The sequence below is a fragment of the Maribacter taeanensis genome (assembly GCF_047345145.1).
Classification (GTDB): Bacteria; Bacteroidota; Bacteroidia; order Flavobacteriales; family Flavobacteriaceae; genus Maribacter_C.
Genome location: NZ_JBLFER010000004.1, coordinates 108,559 through 127,151 on the forward strand (window position 1 = coordinate 108,559; position 18,593 = coordinate 127,151).

General features: G+C 36.6%; 23 protein-coding genes. 12 read left to right on the top strand and 11 right to left on the bottom strand.

What is annotated here, in order from left to right:
* Positions 1 to 100 precede the first annotated feature (100 nt).
* From msrB to ACKWCD_RS13885, 6 genes are all read left to right on the top strand, one after another.
* Positions 101 to 601 (top strand): peptide-methionine (R)-S-oxide reductase MsrB, encoded by a 501-nt coding sequence (gene msrB / locus ACKWCD_RS13860; protein WP_413984556.1) that lies wholly within the window; start codon positions 101 to 103, stop codon positions 599 to 601.
* A 198-nt stretch (positions 602 to 799) separates the two neighbouring features.
* Entirely contained in the window at positions 800 to 2,191 is a 1,392-nt protein-coding gene (gene lpdA / locus ACKWCD_RS13865; RefSeq protein WP_413984557.1) for a dihydrolipoyl dehydrogenase, read from the top strand.
* 116 nt (positions 2,192 to 2,307) lie between these two features.
* Positions 2,308 to 2,862 carry a PepSY-associated TM helix domain-containing protein gene (locus tag ACKWCD_RS13870; RefSeq protein ID WP_413984558.1) on the top strand — a complete coding sequence of 185 codons (555 nt, stop codon included), beginning with the start codon at positions 2,308 to 2,310 and terminating at the stop codon, positions 2,860 to 2,862.
* Positions 2,863 to 2,872: 10 nt separating this feature from the next.
* Positions 2,873 to 3,172, top strand: a complete 300-nt coding sequence (locus ACKWCD_RS13875) for a DUF3817 domain-containing protein (RefSeq protein WP_413984559.1) — start codon at positions 2,873 to 2,875, stop codon at positions 3,170 to 3,172.
* Between the two features lie 42 nt (positions 3,173 to 3,214).
* Positions 3,215 to 3,901, top strand: a complete 687-nt coding sequence (locus ACKWCD_RS13880; RefSeq protein WP_413984560.1) for a hypothetical protein — start codon at positions 3,215 to 3,217, stop codon at positions 3,899 to 3,901.
* A 2-nt stretch (positions 3,902 to 3,903) separates the two neighbouring features.
* The gene (locus tag ACKWCD_RS13885) at positions 3,904 to 4,200 is read left to right on the top strand and encodes a hypothetical protein (RefSeq protein WP_413984561.1); all 297 of its coding nucleotides are present in this window, start codon (positions 3,904 to 3,906) and stop codon (positions 4,198 to 4,200) included.
* Here the strand turns inward: ACKWCD_RS13885 and ACKWCD_RS13890 are convergent.
* The 6 genes from ACKWCD_RS13890 to ACKWCD_RS13915 all read right to left on the bottom strand — a co-directional run bounded on the left by ACKWCD_RS13890 (position 4,197) and on the right by ACKWCD_RS13915 (position 8,420).
* Positions 4,197 to 5,369 carry a PQQ-dependent sugar dehydrogenase gene (locus ACKWCD_RS13890; protein ID WP_413984562.1) on the bottom strand — a complete coding sequence of 391 codons (1,173 nt, stop codon included), beginning with the start codon at positions 5,367 to 5,369 and terminating at the stop codon, positions 4,197 to 4,199. The genes ACKWCD_RS13885 and ACKWCD_RS13890 overlap by 4 nt on opposite strands.
* Before the next feature lie 79 nt (positions 5,370 to 5,448).
* Complete coding sequence (locus ACKWCD_RS13895) at positions 5,449 to 5,907, bottom strand: DUF1569 domain-containing protein (protein WP_413984563.1); 459 nt, start codon at positions 5,905 to 5,907, stop codon at positions 5,449 to 5,451.
* A 77-nt stretch (positions 5,908 to 5,984) separates the two neighbouring features.
* On the bottom strand, positions 5,985 to 6,398 hold the full coding sequence (gene aroQ, locus ACKWCD_RS13900; RefSeq protein WP_413984564.1) for a type II 3-dehydroquinate dehydratase: 414 nt from the start codon (positions 6,396 to 6,398) through the stop codon (positions 5,985 to 5,987).
* 90 nt (positions 6,399 to 6,488) lie between these two features.
* Positions 6,489 to 7,019 carry a hypothetical protein gene (locus ACKWCD_RS13905; RefSeq protein WP_413984565.1) on the bottom strand — a complete coding sequence of 177 codons (531 nt, stop codon included), beginning with the start codon at positions 7,017 to 7,019 and terminating at the stop codon, positions 6,489 to 6,491.
* 188 nt (positions 7,020 to 7,207) lie between these two features.
* A complete protein-coding gene (locus ACKWCD_RS13910) occupies positions 7,208 to 7,801 on the bottom strand; it encodes a porin family protein (RefSeq protein WP_413984566.1) in 594 nt (197 codons plus the stop codon).
* Positions 7,802 to 7,847: 46 nt separating this feature from the next.
* A complete protein-coding gene (locus ACKWCD_RS13915; protein WP_413984567.1) occupies positions 7,848 to 8,420 on the bottom strand; it encodes an outer membrane beta-barrel protein in 573 nt (190 codons plus the stop codon).
* A 162-nt stretch (positions 8,421 to 8,582) separates the two neighbouring features.
* On the opposite strand from ACKWCD_RS13915, the gene xerD reads away from it, so the two are divergent.
* Positions 8,583 to 9,479, top strand: coding sequence for a site-specific tyrosine recombinase XerD (xerD, locus tag ACKWCD_RS13920; protein ID WP_413984568.1), 897 nt, complete (start codon positions 8,583 to 8,585; stop codon positions 9,477 to 9,479).
* A 3-nt stretch (positions 9,480 to 9,482) separates the two neighbouring features.
* Here the strand turns inward: xerD and ACKWCD_RS13925 are convergent, their stop codons facing one another.
* Positions 9,483 to 9,995 carry a hypothetical protein gene (locus tag ACKWCD_RS13925; protein WP_413984569.1) on the bottom strand — a complete coding sequence of 171 codons (513 nt, stop codon included), beginning with the start codon at positions 9,993 to 9,995 and terminating at the stop codon, positions 9,483 to 9,485.
* A gap of 252 nt (positions 9,996 to 10,247) precedes the next feature.
* Here ACKWCD_RS13925 and ACKWCD_RS13930 point away from each other — a divergent pair, with 252 nt between their 5' ends.
* The 4 genes from ACKWCD_RS13930 (at position 10,248) to ACKWCD_RS13945 (ending at position 14,709) form a co-directional block, all read left to right on the top strand.
* Positions 10,248 to 11,936: a glycoside hydrolase family 13 protein gene (locus ACKWCD_RS13930; protein WP_413984570.1), complete on the top strand. Its 1,689-nt coding sequence runs from the start codon at positions 10,248 to 10,250 to the stop codon at positions 11,934 to 11,936.
* Positions 11,937 to 11,997: 61 nt separating this feature from the next.
* On the top strand, positions 11,998 to 13,425 hold the full coding sequence (locus ACKWCD_RS13935; protein ID WP_413984571.1) for an amidohydrolase: 1,428 nt from the start codon (positions 11,998 to 12,000) through the stop codon (positions 13,423 to 13,425).
* Between the two features lie 128 nt (positions 13,426 to 13,553).
* The gene (locus ACKWCD_RS13940) at positions 13,554 to 14,048 is read left to right on the top strand and encodes an RNA polymerase sigma factor (protein ID WP_413984572.1); all 495 of its coding nucleotides are present in this window, start codon (positions 13,554 to 13,556) and stop codon (positions 14,046 to 14,048) included.
* A gap of 4 nt (positions 14,049 to 14,052) precedes the next feature.
* Positions 14,053 to 14,709 (top strand): hypothetical protein, encoded by a 657-nt coding sequence (locus ACKWCD_RS13945; protein ID WP_413984573.1) that lies wholly within the window; start codon positions 14,053 to 14,055, stop codon positions 14,707 to 14,709.
* Here ACKWCD_RS13945 and ACKWCD_RS13950 read toward each other — a convergent pair.
* The gene (locus ACKWCD_RS13950; protein WP_413984574.1) at positions 14,706 to 15,515 is read right to left on the bottom strand and encodes a lysophospholipid acyltransferase family protein; all 810 of its coding nucleotides are present in this window, start codon (positions 15,513 to 15,515) and stop codon (positions 14,706 to 14,708) included. The two genes, ACKWCD_RS13945 and ACKWCD_RS13950, sit on opposite strands and share 4 nt — an antisense overlap.
* A gap of 50 nt (positions 15,516 to 15,565) precedes the next feature.
* Positions 15,566 to 16,207 (bottom strand): NUDIX hydrolase, encoded by a 642-nt coding sequence (locus ACKWCD_RS13955; protein ID WP_413984575.1) that lies wholly within the window; start codon positions 16,205 to 16,207, stop codon positions 15,566 to 15,568.
* On the opposite strand from ACKWCD_RS13955, the gene ACKWCD_RS13960 reads away from it, so the two are divergent.
* Positions 16,206 to 16,928, top strand: coding sequence for a peptidylprolyl isomerase (locus ACKWCD_RS13960; RefSeq protein WP_413984576.1), 723 nt, complete (start codon positions 16,206 to 16,208; stop codon positions 16,926 to 16,928). The two genes, ACKWCD_RS13955 and ACKWCD_RS13960, sit on opposite strands and share 2 nt — an antisense overlap.
* Positions 16,929 to 17,158: 230 nt before the next feature.
* On the opposite strand, the gene ACKWCD_RS13965 is transcribed toward ACKWCD_RS13960, so the two are convergent.
* Together ACKWCD_RS13965 and ACKWCD_RS13970 are read right to left on the bottom strand one after the other, a co-directional pair.
* Positions 17,159 to 17,770 carry a trimeric intracellular cation channel family protein gene (locus ACKWCD_RS13965; protein WP_413984577.1) on the bottom strand — a complete coding sequence of 204 codons (612 nt, stop codon included), beginning with the start codon at positions 17,768 to 17,770 and terminating at the stop codon, positions 17,159 to 17,161.
* Positions 17,771 to 17,773: 3 nt separating this feature from the next.
* Entirely contained in the window at positions 17,774 to 18,490 is a 717-nt protein-coding gene (locus ACKWCD_RS13970; protein WP_413984578.1) for an RDD family protein, read from the bottom strand.
* Between the last annotated feature and the right edge of the window lie 103 nt (positions 18,491 to 18,593).

Below are 18,593 nucleotides of genomic sequence, written 5' to 3' on the forward strand. Positions count from 1 at the left end.
TTTTGTCCAGAGTGGTTATTTTTGAAAGTATTCGGTATTTGAATCGTCTAAAAAAATCTAAATGAGATTTCCATCTTTATGGAAATGAAAATAAATAATTATGCTAAAAAATATTGCTATTGTATTTGTCTTGCTCCTAACAAGCTGTAAAGGCAATACTCAAGAAAAGAAAGACATGGCCGTTCAAGAAACGGAAATGAAAGAAAAAACTTTTGCGGTCACTAAAACTGATGCTGAATGGAAAGAACAATTGACTGCCGAGCAATATTATGTATTGCGTAAAGCAGCGACAGAAAATCCATTTACTAGTGAGTTACTTGAAAATAAAAAAGAGGGTACTTACGTATGTGTAGCCTGCGAAACCCCATTATTTGAAAGCAAGACCAAATTTAAATCAGGAACAGGTTGGCCAAGTTTTTTCCAAGAAATTGAAGGAAATGTAGCCTATGATGTCGATTATAAAATCGGTTACAAACGTACCGAAGAGCACTGTGCTACTTGTGGGGGTCACCTAGGGCATGTTTTTGAAGATGGACCAGAGCCGACCGGAGAAAGACATTGCATTAACGGCGTTGCTTTAAAGTTTATTCCTGCGGAATAAATTTTATTCAAATACCAGTATTTGATGCACCAAATTCCAAGAAAGTGTTCTTTGGAATTTGGTGCTTTTTAGTTGGGATTTTCTGCATAGATTTTATAACATAATTTTGGATTTTCGTACTTGCTTTTTGCTACCTGAAATGCGTACTTTTGCACTCGCTCCCGATAGCTTTCGGGTTGAACACTAAAAATTAAGTTTATGAGCAATTTTGATGTTATTGTTTTAGGTAGTGGTCCTGGAGGATATGTTACCGCTATTAGAGCTTCTCAACTCGGTTTGAAGACTGCAATTATAGAAAAAGAAAGCCTCGGAGGGGTTTGTTTGAATTGGGGATGTATTCCAACCAAAGCTTTATTAAAATCTGCTCAAGTATTTGAATATCTGCAACATGCAGGCGACTACGGACTGAAAGCTGAAGGCGTTGATAAAGATTTTGATGCTGTTGTCAAAAGAAGCCGTGGTGTCGCTGACGGAATGAGCAAAGGTGTTCAATTCTTAATGAAGAAGAACAAAATCGAAGTTATCAATGGCTTCGGAAAAGTGAAGACGGGTAAGAAAGTTTCGGTGAAGAGTGAAGACGGAAAAGAAACCGAATATTCGGCAAATCATATCATTATAGCAACCGGAGCACGAAGCCGTGAATTACCAAGTCTACCACAAGATGGTAAAAAAATTATTGGCTACCGTAAGGCAATGACCTTAGAAGAACAACCCAAGAAATTGATTGTTGTAGGTAGTGGTGCTATCGGAATTGAATTTGCATATTTCTACAACTCTATGGGTACCGAAGTTACCGTAGTTGAATATCTACCTAGAATCGTTCCTGTTGAAGATGAGGATGTTTCAAAACAATTGGAGCGCAGCTTTAAAAAGTCAGGTATCAAGGTGATGACTTCTGCCGAAGTTACAGGTGTAGATACTTCAGGAAACGGAGTTAAGGCCACTGTAAAAACCTCTAAAGGAGAAGAAATTCTAGAAGCAGATATCGTACTTTCTGCTGTTGGTATCAAAACCAACATTGAGAATATTGGCTTAGAGGATGTAGGTATTGCCACAGATAGAGACAAGATTTTGGTAAATGATTTTTATCAAACTAACATTCCCGGATATTACGCTATTGGCGATGTTACTCCCGGTCAAGCTTTAGCACATGTTGCTTCTGCGGAAGGGATTCTTTGTGTTGAGAAAATCGCAGGCATGCATGTGGAAGCTTTGGATTATGGCAATATTCCAGGGTGTACCTATTGCTCTCCTGAAATTGCTTCTGTAGGTTTAACTGAAGCGCAGGCTAAAGAAGCCGGACACGATATTAAAGTTGGTAAATTTCCCTTTTCCGCAAGTGGTAAGGCAAAGGCTTCTGGCGCATCTGACGGATTCGTAAAAGTAATTTTCGATGCGAAATACGGAGAATGGTTAGGCTGCCATATGATTGGTGCAGGCGTTACTGATATGATTGCCGAAGCTGTACTAGGTCGTAAACTGGAAACTACGGGGCATGAAGTTCTGAAAGCAGTTCACCCTCACCCAACTATGAGTGAAGCTGTTATGGAAGCTGTTGCAGACGCCTATGACGAAGTAATTCATTTATAGGGGAATTGATTATTTAAACATTAATAATCAGTAATTTATAATTTTCATATTAAAATATTCTAAATAACTGAAAACGGTATGAAAAAGGGAATATCAATTCAAGAAATCTACAACCGATGAAGTGGGAAAACAGAAATGTTCATAGAGATGTAGCCTATTTTTATATCGGACTTATCATCGCATTTTCTTTTTCAGGGATTATTTTGAACCACCGTGCCGATTGGTATCCGATGGATTATGCATACGAGACGAAAGACGTTCAATTAGAACTTCCTTCGGATAAGAATGCGATTGATACGGAAAAATTCATAAAAGGAATTTCTGAAAAATGGGAACTGGATGCCGAATATGATAGTCACCGTATTCGTGACAACGAACTTCGTGTTTTCTATAAAGATAATATTGTCCTAGACGCTGATATTACAACAGGAAAGGGCGTTGTGGAATACAAGCGTAAAACACCTGTGTTAGGACAAACAATGTTCCTACACAAGACCACCAATAAATTTTGGATTTGGTATTCAGATATCTTCGGAATTGGTATGCTGACAATTGCAATTACCGGAATGTTCATCATCACCAAAGGAAAAAATACGTTTAAAAGACGTGGTTGGAAACTGGCTCTTGCTGGATTAATCTTCCCAATAATAATACTCATCTTATTTAGCTAAAACTTCAAATATGCTCAACCTTTTTAGAATCACATCAATCTTGGAAGGCATATCGTATTTGTCCTTATTCGCTGTAACCATGCCTTTGAAGTATTTGGCTGATATTCCCATGCCGAACAAATTTGCAGGTTATGCGCATGGCGTCTTATTTATCGCCTACATATTAATCGCTGCTGTATTCTGGTTTCAGAAAAAGTGGTCTTTAAAAAGAGGTTTTATACTAGTAATTGCTTCACTCCTACCCTTTGCTACGTTTTATGTGGATGAGAAATATTTAAAACCCCTGAAATCAGGGAACGCTACTTCTTAGATTTGGTTGATATTTGTACTGTAGAAGACCAAATATCAAATTATGTATTACCAAGTAACTGATTACTACGATCCGATTGGGCAAAAAGAAATATCTAGCAAATGTCCTGATTGCGGCAGTCAAAATTGTCTAGAACTTCATTTTTATCAAAAGAGAATTGAAACTCCTTTTTCAAAAAAGGTATCTAAAAAAGTAACAGGTGTTCTAGTATGTCACAATACTGAAACTGAAATTTCACCTGTTCTGTGGACTGATGAAATTGAAAACTATTTTAAGACAGAAAAGTCAAAACTTAAATTGAATCCCACTGGTTTTAAATTAAGAAAAGGATTTTACTTTGTCCTAATTGTACTCTTTTTGGCAATTGGTGGTTTCATAGGATATTACGAGTGGCAACATCAACAATACAATAATCAATCAGCGGCTATTGAGAACGCAATGGAAGGTGATATGGTCAAAGTTATGCAGACACTCAGGCAAAATGACGAAACCATTTATGGAAATACATGGTACAAAATTGAAACAATTCAAGGTGATACGCTTTTTTTAAGGCAACATAAAGATTTTACATCGGAAGACGGATTCAATTTTGAACTTGAAGAGGGTAATTTTACAGGAGAAACCATAAAAGCATCCTTACCGCGTTTTAAAGAAAGATCTATTGCAGGATTCGACTATACAAACACAAGCTTTTCAGGATACATTACAGAAATTCAAAAGAAGGAATAGTTATGGAAAATATGTACACAGGAAAATCGTCTAAAAATCCGAACATGCCACTAATCTATGGAGCTCTCATGGGAATAGGTCTAATTGCCTTTGGAATTTATCTATACTTTGATTTGGCTGCCTGGGAAAACTCGAACGAAGAAATGCGACTAAATTCCCTTTTATGGTTGTTGTATGACCTGGGCGGAAAACTTACGGTAGCCGGTTTCTTTGGAGTAATTGGTGCTGTTGTAATCGGGGGTGGTTTCAAAAAGACTCAAGAGCTACGAAAGCTAAAAAACGGAGGCGACAAGTCCTAGTTTTCAACAAACTTGTAGATATTTCCATCAAAAGCGCATACATAAAGCTCGTTATTGGTGTCTGTCCCAAATGAAGAAATGGGCAATCTTGATTCAGCCAATAGCTGGTTGTTAGTGATATTTGTATTTAAGTTCGTACTTAATCCCCAGATTCTTCCAGAGATAAAGTCTCCATAAATATAACGTCCTTGAAGGGAAGGTGTTGATTGCCCACGATACACATAACCTCCAGTAATTGATCTATCATTGTTATCCTGACCATACTCAAAAAATGGAGCGATAAAACCATTTGAATCACAAGTAGTGGAATCAAAACATTGTGTCCCCTCTAAAGTATTCCAGCCGTAATTGCCTCCATTTTCAATAATATCAATCTCTTCAATTCTATTTTGCCCAACATCACCTGCCCACAATAAATTAGTTTGAACGTCAAAACTAAAACGCCATGGGTTTCTTAGTCCGTACGCATAAATTTCGTTACGGGCCGATCCACTAGAAACAAAAGGATTATCTGATGGAATGGCATATGCCAAACCATTCTCCGTTTTATCCACGTCTATTCGCAGTATCTTTCCGAGAAGATTGGTCAAGTTTTGCGCATTACCTTGAGGGTCACCACCAGAGCCTCCGTCACCTGAAGCAATATAAAGATAACCGTCTGGTCCAAAGGCCAATTGTCCGCCATTATGGTTCGCAAAAGGTTGGGGAATATTTAGCAAAATAGTTTCACTAGCGGGGTCGGCTAAATTTGAATCTGCACTTGAGACTTGAAAACTTGATACCACAGCCAAATCTGCTGATGGTGTATAAGTGACATAGAAAAGTCCGTTTGTACTATAATTGGGATGGAAAGCCAATCCTAATAAACCTAGTTCATCGCGACTGACAAGCTTACCGGTGATATCTAAAAAAATGTCACTTTCTGAAGTACCCTCATTATTTGCAAAAACTCGAATAAAGCCATCTTGCTCAACAACGAAAATTCTATCCGTATCATCATCTGGGCTTTGAAAATCAAGCGGTTTTGAAAAACTTAAATTTGGAAAAGCGTTCTGTAAAGTAAGACCTTCCTCCGGTATTGGATCAATGGGCTGACTATCATCAGCGTTCTTACAATCCGTTAAAAGAACAATTAAAATAACAAAACCAATATTCAGTACTCTTTTCATAGCGCGGGGTTTATGTATATACGCAGAATTGTGTAACCTAAGATATCCTTAAGCAAAACCCTCGATTTATGGGTAATCTTTAGACGCCAAACTGGGTTAAGTGATGATCCAAATGTTTTGAAAACAGCGTATTCCACTCATTTTCTGATAGCGCACCAAAAGCATGTGATTCTTTACCTTCAAAATGAGAACCACCTAATTGTTGGGTTTTTTGTATATGTTCTACGAGTCTTTTCTTTTCCTTTTCGAATTCGCGTTCATCCGTAATCAAGAACATAGGAGCCGTACGAGTATTTTTCTTATAGGGTTTTGACCCAACTACTGTGTTTTTAGCAAAAAGCTTAATCATAAATTTTTGAAACCCACCTGGTTTTGGATGTTTGTCTGTATAGACCAACTCGTATGCAACATTGCAATGCGCCAACATTTGGGCAACATCCATCTTACCCCATTGCGGCTGGGTTTCCTCAGTTAATGAATTAATTCTAGAAATCGCTTCTTTAGATTCTTGTTCGTTAAACAGATTTTTCCAGTCCATGATGTTTGAATTTTGATTTCCCTAAATATATAAAAATTTAAGGCTCATGTAGAACGAACATTAAATACGAATAAACACTACCGAAAGCTCTCGATGGCCAAATCATAACTCTGTAGTCCAAAACCAAGAATTACCCCCTTGGCTCCTGAAGAAACATAGGATACATGTCGAAAATCTTCGCGCTTGTGTGTGTTGGAAATATGCACCTCGACGACTGGAGTCTCAATTGCTTTTACTGCATCACCAATTCCTACGGAAGTATGCGTATATGAGGCAGCATTCAAAACAATACCGTCATATGAAAAGCCTACTTCTTGAATCTTAGAAATGATTTCACCTTCTACATTCGATTGGCAATATTCCAATTCAACATCCTTGAACTTAGACTTAAGCACTTCAAAATAGTCTTCAAACGTCTGATTGCCATAAACTTCAGGTTCTCTCTTTCCTAAAAGATTTAAATTGGGGCCGTTGAGTATTAGAATTTTCATGGGCTAAAAGTACTAATAATATTATGGCCCAAAAAGGAGAAAATAAGCCAGTTTGGTTAGCATCCAACAAGTAACAAAGTGTCTAGACTTCTAAAAAAGAAATAAATATCCTAAAAGGACAGAAGAAAAGGTAGCCTCATCATTTACAGCAAAATAAGAGATATTTAATTCAGAAATTCCTCCTCTCAAATCAATGCCGATAGAAGGTCTATAATATAGAGCACCTTCATTTCCTTCATTGATACCCACTGCATAACCAATATCACCTCCAAATTTAAAACCGACATTTTTACCTGGATATACTCTCAAAGAAGCACCAACGGGAATGTATTGAACATTAGCAAATTCCGTTTCAGCAACCAGTCCATTAACTGATATACTTTCCTTTGACCCGAAAGCATTGAAAAAACCTGCTGTAATACCTACATCCAATAATTTAGAAACACCCCAGTGATGATATGCATCTACACCTAAGCCAAAACTATAAGCTTCAGAAAAATCGCCTATTACAAGGCCTCCATTTACACCTGCTCTAAAATTTGTTCGATCTACATTTCTTTGTGCCTGAAGTGCAAATGCAGTAAAAACTAAAAAGATTAAGGCTATACTACTTTTTTTCATCTTTGGTTTGGTTATGATTTAATACCCGTAAATCTAGTTTCAATAGAAAGCTTCTAATAATTTTTGTTGTCAAATCAGTTAAACCGTCTTCAAAAACCCTAATTGTGTAGGTCTTTCATCTATGCTTTCAACTAATTGAACAAAAAAACCGCTAAATAGCGGTTTTTAATAATTAAGAATCTTTTTATTTAGAAGAAGTAGTTAGCCCCCAATTGAAAAGCAAAGTTTTTGGTACTTGTAGCTTCAATAACACGAGTCAAACCCGGACTAAATCTTAGATTGAAATAAAAATTATCGTTTAGTCGATATCCTCCACCCAGATTCAAACCAATATTAACCTTTTTAGTATCAATAACACTAAAATTTTCATCCCAATTATCGGCTAACAAAAAACCAACTTGTGGCCCAAACTCAACAGCAATAGCATCTGTAATATGATACTTTCCCATGATCGGAATATGGAGGTAAAACAAATTCAAATCTACAGAAGCACCAATATTAGCTGCTCCCTGAAATTGAACTATCAATTCAGGTTGTAAATAAAAATTATCAAAAAAAGCGGGGATTTCTACAACGCCTCCTAAGTAAAATCCCGGTTTAGGGTTGATATCTACAAAGTCGCGACCCGATAAAGTTGAGAAACTAAGCCCAGCTTTTGCGCCAAACATCATAGCACCACTACCTCCACCACCTCTTACATTACTGGTTCCTTGAATTACCTGTGAGCTAAGGCTAGTTACCAGAAATACCACAAATACGAGACTACTCAAAACCTTTTTCATAAGTATTGTTTTTTGTTAAGAATTCATATTTGGGGAAACTTTATTTTTAGAAAAAATAAGCTACACCTACGACAAAATTAGTCGCTCGTAATTTACCTATTCCACTACCAGGACCACTATATCGATTTGTTAGCTCTCCTGAAAATCTTGCTTGTGCACTAAGGTTATCTGTGATATCATATCCTGCACCAAAACCAATGTCAACACCTAGGCTATTAACTGCATCTCCTGCATCGACTAAATCTAAGATATCTTTTATTTTGCTCGCCGTAGTAGAAATACTGAATTGAGGACCTACTTGAACGTTCAATTTATCTATGACATAATACTTTGCCATAATTGGTATTTGAACGTAACCTAGGTCGCCTGCACTTGCGTACGTTAATTCTGGTTGTACATGAAATTTCTCTGAGATAGCAAAATCTCCGATAGCTCCAACATAAAAGCCAAATCCGTCAACCGCATTTAGGTTCAATAAATTGACCCCTGCGATATTAGCTTTTACACCAATTGATGAATAAATAAGACCTCCTGTTGCCCCAAACTTCAAATCACCCTGCGCTTGAAGACCCGTTAAGAAAAGACCCGATAAGATAATTGTAAAAAGTACTTTTTTCATAATAGTAATGTTCTAGTATTAGTAATCAAAGATAAAAAACTTTAACAAGCAAGCTGTACAGCAAATGGTTATTTCATCGAAAAAACCATATATTCAGGGTTTTCAAGAGAATGTCAGTCCACATAGCATCAGTTAAAATATTGGATTGTTTATCTTTAAAACATGAATTGGAAACTGGCTCAAAAAGACTATCAGCACTACCTCAAAATTGAACGAGGACTAGCCAAAAATTCTATTGAAAATTATCTACTTGATGTAGAAAAATTGGTGCTTTTTTTAGATGCGAATTCCCTTTCTGAAAATCCGATTCAAATTAAAAAGGAAACGGTACAACAATTTATTTATGAGATTGCGAAAACGGTTAATCCTAGGTCTCAAGCTCGAATAATATCAGGACTCAAAAGTTTTTTTAATTATTTGGTTTTTGAAGACTACCGATCAGACAACCCGATGGATCTCATTGAATCTCCGAAGATTGGAAGAAAACTTCCGGATACACTTTCTGAAGATGAAATAAATACGCTAATTGAAGCCATTGACCTATCAAAACCAGAGGGAGAAAGAAACCGTGCCATGCTTGAAACCCTTTATGGTTGTGGCCTACGCGTTTCTGAACTGATTAATCTTCAAATTTCTGATTTATATTTTGAAGAAGATTTTATCAAAGTTACTGGCAAGGGTGACAAACAAAGATTTGTACCTATAAGCGAGGTTAATAAGAAATACATTCATATCTACAGAAAAGAAATTCGAGTACATCAATCTGTACAAAAAGGTTTCGATGATGTTCTTTTTTTAAATCGCAGGGGAAAACAGTTAACCAGAGCCATGATCTTTACTATTATCAAAAGCTTGGCTGAGAAAATTGGATTGAAAAAAAATATTAGTCCACATACTTTTCGACATTCCTTTGCCACCCATTTGCTTGAGAATGGAGCCGATTTACGAGCCATTCAACAAATGTTAGGCCATGAGAGTATTACAACAACAGAAGTATATATGCACGTTGATCGTACTCATCTAACCGAAGTAATAAACAAATTTCATCCTAGAAAATAGGCTTTAGAATTTTATTTTACCACCTAATGTGTAAACCTGTGGCATTGCTATGAATGGTTCACCAAAAGCCCCCATCGACGTTTGATTAAGACCAATATTACTCTTTGCCTCAATAGTAAAGTTTCGATTTACATCATAACCCATTCCACTAATAATTCCAACTCTCGGTGGTCTTTTAGGAAGAAGCTTTGATTCTTTAACAAAGTCTATTTCTACTTCGACCCCTGCAAAAAGATAGAGTTTTTTTGAAAGATAACGTTTTAGAGCTAACGAGTTTCTAAAGCGATTTGATAGTAAATAGGTATCGTAAAAACTTTGAAGTTCAATTTGTAAATTATCTGTCAATTGATATCTAATCATAAAAGAGGCATGCTCTTCTTTATCCATAAAACGAGGATAGGCAAAGTCGTCTATTGTAAGCTTCGGTTCATCTACTGTTGGAGATGGTTCTGGTGGATCTTGACCCATCATAATAGCAGCAAATAATAAAAAAATAACAAGTAATGCTTTGCTCATCTATTCCGGCTTAAGAATACGTTCTTTTAAATGTAGACAATCTTGACCATTTTTTTAAAATCTTATCAGAACTTTAACTTAGCTACCTAAATAGAATATAGGGTAAGTAAACAAGAAGAAAAGTGTTCATCTTTAAATTTTCAAAAAAGTTGCTAAACGAAAACGATATAGTAGTTTCGGTCTAAATTTGAGTGGTCTTTTTCTAAATGTTAAATGATATCTTTAGTCACCAAATTTCAAAATTGCATGTAAATGGAGTTAAATCGTCAATGGTGGAAAGAGGGTATTGTTTACCAAATTTATCCAAGGAGTTTTCAAGATACCACAGGTAATGGAATTGGTGATATCAAAGGGGTCATACAAAGACTAGATTATATCAAGAGTTTAGGGGTTGACATCATTTGGCTGAATCCAATTTATGAATCTCCAAATGATGATAATGGCTATGACATTAGCGACTACCGAAGCATCATGAGAGAATTTGGCACAATGTCTGATTTTGATGAGCTATTGGTCGGAATGAAAGAAAGAGGACTCAAATTGGTTATGGACTTAGTAGTGAACCACACTAGCGATGAGCATAATTGGTTTAAAGAATCTAGAAAATCTAGACACAATCCGTATCGTGACTATTACCATTGGTGGCCCGCCGAAAAAGGAATTCCTCCAAAACGATGGAGCTATTTTGATGTTGAAAGTAATGCGTGGAAATATGATGCAACAACTGATGCATATTTTCTACACTACTTCTCCGTAAAACAACCTGATCTTAAGTGGGAAAATTCGAAAGTTCGTCAAGAAGTTTATGATTTAATGCAGTTCTGGTTTGAAAAAGGTGTTGATGGTTTTCGAATGGATGTTATTTCCTTTATTTCGAAGGATATGGATTTTCCTGAATTGCCAGAATCGTATAATGGTAAATTTATCCCATTCTATTCCAATGGACCAAAATTACATGACTATCTCAATGAAATGAACACATCTGTTTTAAGTAAATATGATGTAATGACCGTTGGGGAAGCTCCCGGAGTTGCCATTGATCGCGCCTTAGAATTTGTTGATGAAGATCGTAAAGAACTCAATATGTTCTTCCATTTTGATTTAATGGAATTAGATCGCGAGCAAGGAGAACCTTTCCTAATGGCCAAAAACCAATGGAGTTTAACAACATTTAAAAAGATACATTCAGAATGGGACGCCGCCTTCGCTAAGAAGGGATGGGGAAGCATGTTTCTTAACAACCATGATTTTCCGAGAAGTGTCAGCCGCTGGGGTAATGATTCAAGAACGCATTGGTATAACTCAGCCACCATGTTACAAACCTTTTTATTAAGTATGCGTGGCACGCCTTTTTTCTATTACGGTGAAGAAATCGGAATGACCAATGTGCGTTTCGAAAACATTTCTGATTATCAAGATATCAATACGCTAAATCGCTACGAGACTGTTCAAGAAAATGGAGGCGACCTTAAAGCGTTTCTTGAAAATGAAAAAGATGCAAGTAGAGATAATGCAAGAACACCTATGCAGTGGGATTCTACTTCAAATTCGGGGTTTTCAACTATAAATCCTTGGCTAAAAGTCAATGAAAATTATAAAGAAGGTATCAATGTCGCAGCCCAAGAAGGTAAAAAGAATTCAGTGCTCAACTACTTCAGAAAGATGGCCCAGGTTCGAAAAGATCATATGGCATTGATCTATGGTTCATACCAGTTACTACTGCACTCAGATGAAGAAGTTTACGCCTACTCTAGAACTTTAGAAACTGAAAATTATCTGATTCTATTGAGCTTTTCCACCAAAAAAGTGATAAAGACCATCTCTGAAATTGATTTTGAGAAAGTGGAGTTAGTAATTTCCAATGATGAAATCTATCCAACCCAGCAAAGTAATCAGTTTGAATTAATGCCCTATCAAGCTTGTATTTATAAGCTGCTCTAATACCACTCTTAAAGACAACATTTTTCATATATTTAGAGGATTCAAACAAAACTGATTCCTTATGAAAAAACAGCTCCTACTTTCAACATTTATTTGTCTAGTAATAAACTTTACTTACGGACAAAAAAAAGCTGACGATGTAATTAAAAAGCTAGACAGCCAAACCGAAGCGTACAGCATGATTGCACAAAATATTTGGGATCTAGCCGAAATGGGCTATCAAGAAGAAAAAAGTGCTGCGCTACTTCAACAAACACTAAGTGACGCCGGATTCACCATTAAAACCGGTGTTGCAGCAATTCCAACTGCATTTATAGCCGAATATGGAAGTGGTTCGCCAATAATTGGTATTATGGGGGAATACGATGCCCTACCTGGACTCTCGCAGCAGGCAATTGCAGAAAAAAAATCGGCAGGTAAGGCGGCAGGACATGCCTGTGGTCATCACTTATTCGGAACCGCATCAACTGCGGCGGCTATCGCCACCAAAGATTGGATGGCAGCTAACAAAACGAAAGGTACTATCCGTTTTTATGGTACTCCCGCTGAAGAAGGAGGATCAGGAAAAGTATATATGGTACGTGAAGGTCTTTTCGATGATGTAGACGTCGCTTTACATTGGCACCCCAGTTCTCAGAATGCGGCGAGTGCAGGAGCAGCATTGGCTAACAAATCAGCCAAATTTCGTTTCTATGGAGTTTCCTCCCACGCAGCCGCCGCCCCACAAATGGGCAGATCTGCTTTAGACGGAGTTGAAGCTATGAATGTGATGGTAAATATGTTACGTGAACATGTTCCTGAAAAAGCAAGAATTCATTACGTGATTACGGATGGTGGAAAAGCACCTAATGTGGTACCAGATTTTGCAGAAGTATATTATTATGCCCGTCACAATACGAGAGATGTCGTAATTGATATATTTGATCGCATTGTAAAAGCGGCGGAAGGTGCGGCAATGGGTACCGGCACAACAATGGACTATGAAATGATTGGTGGTACTCACGAATTGCTTCCTAATTTGACTTTACAGAAAGTAATGCACGACAATCTTTCAAAGATTGGTGGGGTCAATTATAATCCTGAAGAAAAAATATTTGCCGATAAAATAGCGATTAGCCTAGGCCAAAAAGGCGCTGATTTAAACACCGCTAAAAATATTCAACCCTACAAAACTGAAGCAAAAGCCTTTGGTTCTACTGATGTTGGCGACGTAAGTTTTACGGTGCCAACGGTGGGTATGGGAGCAGCAACGTGGGTTCCGGGTACGTCAGCTCACAGTTGGCAAGCCGTAGCTGCTGGTGGAATGACCATCGGTAAAAAAGGAATGATGGTAGCTGCAAAGACTCTAACGCTTACTGCCATTGACTTGTTGAAAAACAAAGACTTGGTAGCGAAGGCCAAAGCCGAATTTATTGAAAAACGTGGCGCTGATTTTACATATATTCCTCTCCTTGGAAATCGGGCCCCAGCTTTAGATTACAGAAAATAATTTCAAGGCCCTATAAACTCATGGTTTGGATTCAAAAGTTAACTTTTGAATCTAAATCTTTTTTTGTCTGACTGTAACAAATAGAAGAAACGAACTACTAATCTAACAACATCTTACCAACCTATTACGTGAACAAAGAACTGGAACATCAATTTGTTACGGAACTTGAGAACAACCAAAACATTGTTCACAAGGTCTGCACTTTGTATACCAACGATAGAGATTCACATAATGACCTGTTTCAAGAAATTACGATACAATTATGGAAAGCCTACCCCAAATTTAGGGGAGACGCCAAATTTAGTACTTGGATGTATCGTGTTGCATTGAATACGGCAATTACGCTATATCGCAAGTCTAAAAAGCGTATCAAAACACAAGATTATGAATCTGTAATTTTTAAAATAAAAGCAGAGGAATATGATGAGACCCAAGAGCTTCAGTTAAAGCTGATGTATAAAGCTGTGAAGCAATTGGGAGATATTGACAAAGCGTTAGTTTTCTTGTATTTGGAAGACAAAGACTATAGTGAAATATCTGAAACCCTAGGTATTAGCGAGGTAAATGCCAGAGTTAAGATGAATCGCATAAAGAATAAGTTACGAACCATATTGAATCCATAGGATTATGATGGACGAATTAGAATTATTAAAAAAGGATTGGCAAAATAAGGAAGAGCAACTTCCTAAATTGTCTTACAACGAAATCTATACCATGATCTGGAAGAAATCTTCTTCGATTGTAAAATGGATTTTCTATATCAGTATTGTTGAACTAGTATTTTGGATTGTACTAAATACAGCTCCTTTCTTAATAGACTCTTATCAAAATAATATTAATCAGCTTGAAATTGGATACACAAAGACATTTGTAATTATTACTTCAATCATTACTTATGGGGTAATTCTAGTATTTATTTTTTATCTCTGGAAATCTTACAAGGCCATTTCCGCAGCTGATAATGTTAAATCGTTAATGGAGCGAATTTTAAGAACCAGAAAAATTATTAATTACTACGTGGCATATAATATTATTATAATGTTTCTTGCTACGATTTATGCGCTAATTAATGCCTTCACCAATGACGATAAAATTGTAAAAATATTGGATGCCGTTAAAGAAGATGGTTCTGAGTTGAAATTGTGGTTAGTAATGATTGGAATAACCCTTTTAGGGTTAGCTGTAACTGTAGGCTTTATATGGTTATTCTATAGACTTATTTATGGTTTCTTGCTGAGAAAACTTAATAGAAATTATAGGGAATTAAAAAAACTTGAGATCTAGCTTTTTGCCTTGTAACGGCGCGCTTTATTTTCCTCTTCGTAAGCAAGTAATTCCTCCTTCGGAATAACTTTTAAGAAAGACGGATGCTGCTCAATTGCGTATTCTAACTTTTCAATAATAGACTCAAAAGATTCTTCTTCGTAATCAATATCTAATGGTTCTTTAATCACCATAGATTGAAGAATGCCTTTTTTCTTTACCCGAAGTCCTTTTTTATCAAAAGAACGCCTAAATCCGTCAATAACGACCGGCACCACAACGGGTTTATATTTTTTAATAATATGTGCCGTTCCTTTTCTTAAAGGTTTCCATGGAGTTGTAGTTCCTTGCGGAAAAGTGATAACCCAACCATCTTCCAGAGCTTTCCCAATATTTGAAATATCACTAAACTTTACCTTCCTATTGATGTCTTTGCCTTCGGAGCGCCAAGTGCGTTCAACGCTAATCGATCCAGCATATGCCAATATCTTTGTAAGAAGACTTTTTTTCATGGTCTCAGCAGCAGCGATATAGTACATATTTAGTTTCGGACTCCAAATGTAACCGAGTCCCTTAATACTGTCATCTCTACCCTTTAAACTGGCATTAAAAACATGAAACATGGCAACAACATCAGCAAAATAAGTTTGGTGATTACTTACAAAGAGCACATTCTCATTGGGTAAGTTTCGAATGATATCTGAACCTTCTATTTCGAGTTTATTAAAACGCTTATAACGCTGGTGCGTCATCACTGCTAAAACACGAATCAGCCATTTTTTTAAAAATAAATTATGTCCAAAAGGATTTTGTTTAAATAAGCCCATATTTGGTAGTGAGGTGATTTTGAGTGCTGGCAAGGTACAAAATCTGCAACTTATAACACTTGCCTTAGCAACTCTTTGACCTCACTTAACATCATTGCAGTAGCCCCCCAAACTGTATAACCGTTTAATTTAAAGGCAGGTACGATAATGTTTTTCGCATACGAGGTTGATAGTGTTTGCTCAAAAAGATTTGCATCATTCATAAAATCTGTAAGAGAAACCTCAACAATTGATTCTACTTCGTCTTCTTGAAGTACAAAAGGAAGTGGTTCATTATAAAGACCTAGATATGGGTGGACTTCAAAATTACTTGGTGGTATGTATACTTTGCTCAGTGATTTAACAACCTTGACACGCTTAATCGGCACACCTACTTCCTCTTGAGTTTCCCGAAGTGCTGTTTCTTTCAAATCGACATCTTGCAATTCTAGTTTTCCACCAGGAAAAGCAATTTGATTTGAATGCACGCCTTTGTATGTTTTTCTTAGGATTAACAACAAATGTGTAATATTCGCATTCTTAGGATAAAATAAGGCTAGTACCCCTGCTTTTTTGGCATTCTTTCGTTGAGGGTTGGCAAGTTCCAATTCCTCAATTCTATCTTTATGAGCCATTTTAAAATGAGCAGCCTCACCCGGTAAGGGTAGATTTTTTATTTTTGAGACTTGTTGTGAAAAAAAAGTATAGTCCATGATGATTCGAAAAATCGCTTTCCTTACAATAATACTAATATTATTTATACTTGGTTGTAAACAAGAAAACGATAAAAAAACATCCGAAGAACCCTTAAAAGAAATCATTCAAGATTCTTCTAAAACTGCAAAAGCTATTCCAGAAGTAAACGAAGTTATAGCCGAAGAATTCAAACTAAATGAAGAAAATTCCATCCAATTTTTCTTTGATTATCAAAAGGGCCTGAAAGAAAATAAGGTGAAGTTAACTACTAGTATGGGCAGCTTTACGGTTCAGCTCTATGACAACGTTCCTTATCACAAGGCTAATTTCATTTACTTAACGCGTAAAGGTTATTTTGACGGAACCCAATTTCATCGTATAGTTAAAGACTTCATCATTCAAGGCGGAAATGCAGACGACGACGAGACTGCTGACAAAAGACGAAAATTAGGAAGGTACTTGTTACCACCCGATACTAGAAAAGGATACAAACACCATCGAGGTACTTTATCAATGCCAAGTAGTGAAATCAACAACCCCCACAAACTCGCTTCACCTTATGAATTTTTCATAGTTGTGACCAAACCAGGTTCTTATCATCTAGACGGTGGATTCACACCTTTTGGAAAAGTAATTGAGGGAATGGACGTTGTTGATAAAATCAATAAAGTACAGGTGGGTAAAGGTGATTGGCCTTCAAAGAATGTATATATTGAAAAAGCAGAAGTGATTCAGTAAGCAGTTGGCAGTTGGCAGTTGGCAGTTGGCAGTTGGCAGTTGGCAAAACTAAATTTTCAAGTCTCAAATTGATTAACGCTAGCCGATAGAATTTTTATAATCTTATTCGTCATGCCCCCAAACCCTAAAGGGATGCCAAGACAGTAACACTTTTATGAAATGACCAAAATCAAAGCCCCCAAGTCTCCCTTTAGGGCGAGGGTATACAATCCCTAACTCCATTTTAAACTTCAATTTTTGGAACGATAAATATTTGGCAAAGCAATCTTAAATTTTACCGCCATCAACCTAGCAATAATCGTCACAAGAATAGCAGCCACAAAGGCATACTCTGTAATAATGGGCAATTCTCTAAAAAGAAAATAACTTGCAGCACCGAGAATACAGGCCGTAGCATATACTTCTTTTCGGAAAATTACAGGGATTTCATTGCAAAGAATATCACGAATTACCCCTCCGAAGCAGGCTGTAATCGTTCCTAAAGCAATGCACATAATAGGTAATAAGTCAGCGGCAAGTCCTTTTTCGACACCAACCATTGTAAATAATCCAATACCAATAGTATCAAACAAAAAGAGGGTTTTACGCAAATATTTAAGTTTGTTTACAAAAAGAACTGCAAAAATGACCGCTCCAAGCACAACCAAAATATAGGTGTAATCACGCATCCAGACTACTGGAGTATTTCCGATAAGAATATCTCTTAACGTTCCTCCTCCAATAGCAGTTACAAAAGCTATAATGAAAACCCCAAACATATCGAGTTTCTTCTCCATAGCAATTAACACCCCAGAAATTGAAAAGGCAATCGTTCCTAAAATATCAATAATTAGGTAGAACATGCACTAGAGTTGTTGTGTGTAAAAACTGTAATCATCAATAACGATACTTACAAAGTCAATAGGTTTTAATTCGGTTTGAATACCGGTCACCTTTTTGATTCGCTCACTTAATGATAGAATGATATTATGATCTCCATTACGTTTTGCAGAGGCATATAATTCTTTTATGGTTTGCATTTCACGATCTTTAAAAATCGTCACTTGTGGAAAACTAGGTGAATAACCTTCAGGTAATTCTTGTAACAAAGTGTCCTTTACAGAAACTCTTTTCTTCTCACTAATTACTGTGGTCCCTGCGGCTATATCTCCAACACGTTGTCCTTTTCCTCTTAACAATATGGTGAGTACTGCAACACCTCCCGACGATAGAGAAATATCAAGTATCCGCAGCACCCAACGCACGAAATAGTTTGAAAAATTGGGTTTAGAACCATCTATTTTCACAACACGAATTTGCATTAGGCTTTTACCTACAGTTTTACCATTCATAAAAGTTTCAAGCAGTAATGGATAGAGAAATGCCGGTAGATTCATTACCAAATAGAGTGCCCACATGTCTGCCATTTCGAAATTCATGGAGACTAAAAGTAAGATGACAAGGAAGATATACACTCCTGTTATTAAACCATCAATTATATATGCCAAGATACGTTCTCCAAGATGCGCGGTATTTTGGCTAATACTTATATTTTGAGCAGTTTCAATTTGAAATTGTTCCATATTATTAGTTTCTTTGAGTGTAGGAACACATTTCTTTATTCAGCGAATTGTCTTTCATTTTTAATTTAAGTTTATTCTTTATGTAGTGTTTTCATAAACCTTT

What these genes read in the sequence shown, in the direction of transcription:
- ACKWCD_RS13885 (WP_413984561.1), top strand. Translation starts at nt 3,904, where the DNA reads ATGGAAAATATGTACACAGGAAAATCGTCTAAAAATCCGAACATGCCA.
- ACKWCD_RS13915 (WP_413984567.1), bottom strand. Translation starts at nt 8,420, where the DNA reads ATGAAAAAAGTACTTTTTACAATTATCTTATCGGGTCTTTTCTTAACG.
- ACKWCD_RS13935 (WP_413984571.1), top strand. Translation starts at nt 11,998, where the DNA reads ATGAAAAAACAGCTCCTACTTTCAACATTTATTTGTCTAGTAATAAAC.
- ACKWCD_RS13890 (WP_413984562.1), bottom strand. Translation starts at nt 5,369, where the DNA reads ATGAAAAGAGTACTGAATATTGGTTTTGTTATTTTAATTGTTCTTTTA.
- ACKWCD_RS13880 (WP_413984560.1), top strand. Translation starts at nt 3,215, where the DNA reads ATGTATTACCAAGTAACTGATTACTACGATCCGATTGGGCAAAAAGAA.
- xerD (WP_413984568.1), top strand. Translation starts at nt 8,583, where the DNA reads ATGAATTGGAAACTGGCTCAAAAAGACTATCAGCACTACCTCAAAATT.
- ACKWCD_RS13910 (WP_413984566.1), bottom strand. Translation starts at nt 7,801, where the DNA reads ATGAAAAAGGTTTTGAGTAGTCTCGTATTTGTGGTATTTCTGGTAACT.
- ACKWCD_RS13870 (WP_413984558.1), top strand. Translation starts at nt 2,308, where the DNA reads ATGAAGTGGGAAAACAGAAATGTTCATAGAGATGTAGCCTATTTTTAT.
- ACKWCD_RS13960 (WP_413984576.1), top strand. Translation starts at nt 16,206, where the DNA reads ATGATGATTCGAAAAATCGCTTTCCTTACAATAATACTAATATTATTT.
- ACKWCD_RS13925 (WP_413984569.1), bottom strand. Translation starts at nt 9,995, where the DNA reads ATGAGCAAAGCATTACTTGTTATTTTTTTATTATTTGCTGCTATTATG.
- ACKWCD_RS13950 (WP_413984574.1), bottom strand. Translation starts at nt 15,515, where the DNA reads ATGGGCTTATTTAAACAAAATCCTTTTGGACATAATTTATTTTTAAAA.
- ACKWCD_RS13955 (WP_413984575.1), bottom strand. Translation starts at nt 16,207, where the DNA reads ATGGACTATACTTTTTTTTCACAACAAGTCTCAAAAATAAAAAATCTA.
- ACKWCD_RS13945 (WP_413984573.1), top strand. Translation starts at nt 14,053, where the DNA reads ATGATGGACGAATTAGAATTATTAAAAAAGGATTGGCAAAATAAGGAA.
- ACKWCD_RS13895 (WP_413984563.1), bottom strand. Translation starts at nt 5,907, where the DNA reads ATGGACTGGAAAAATCTGTTTAACGAACAAGAATCTAAAGAAGCGATT.
- aroQ (WP_413984564.1), bottom strand. Translation starts at nt 6,398, where the DNA reads ATGAAAATTCTAATACTCAACGGCCCCAATTTAAATCTTTTAGGAAAG.
- msrB (WP_413984556.1), top strand. Translation starts at nt 101, where the DNA reads ATGCTAAAAAATATTGCTATTGTATTTGTCTTGCTCCTAACAAGCTGT.
- lpdA (WP_413984557.1), top strand. Translation starts at nt 800, where the DNA reads ATGAGCAATTTTGATGTTATTGTTTTAGGTAGTGGTCCTGGAGGATAT.
- ACKWCD_RS13970 (WP_413984578.1), bottom strand. Translation starts at nt 18,490, where the DNA reads ATGGAACAATTTCAAATTGAAACTGCTCAAAATATAAGTATTAGCCAA.
- ACKWCD_RS13930 (WP_413984570.1), top strand. Translation starts at nt 10,248, where the DNA reads ATGGAGTTAAATCGTCAATGGTGGAAAGAGGGTATTGTTTACCAAATT.
- ACKWCD_RS13905 (WP_413984565.1), bottom strand. Translation starts at nt 7,019, where the DNA reads ATGAAAAAAAGTAGTATAGCCTTAATCTTTTTAGTTTTTACTGCATTT.
- ACKWCD_RS13875 (WP_413984559.1), top strand. Translation starts at nt 2,873, where the DNA reads ATGCTCAACCTTTTTAGAATCACATCAATCTTGGAAGGCATATCGTAT.
- ACKWCD_RS13965 (WP_413984577.1), bottom strand. Translation starts at nt 17,770, where the DNA reads ATGTTCTACCTAATTATTGATATTTTAGGAACGATTGCCTTTTCAATT.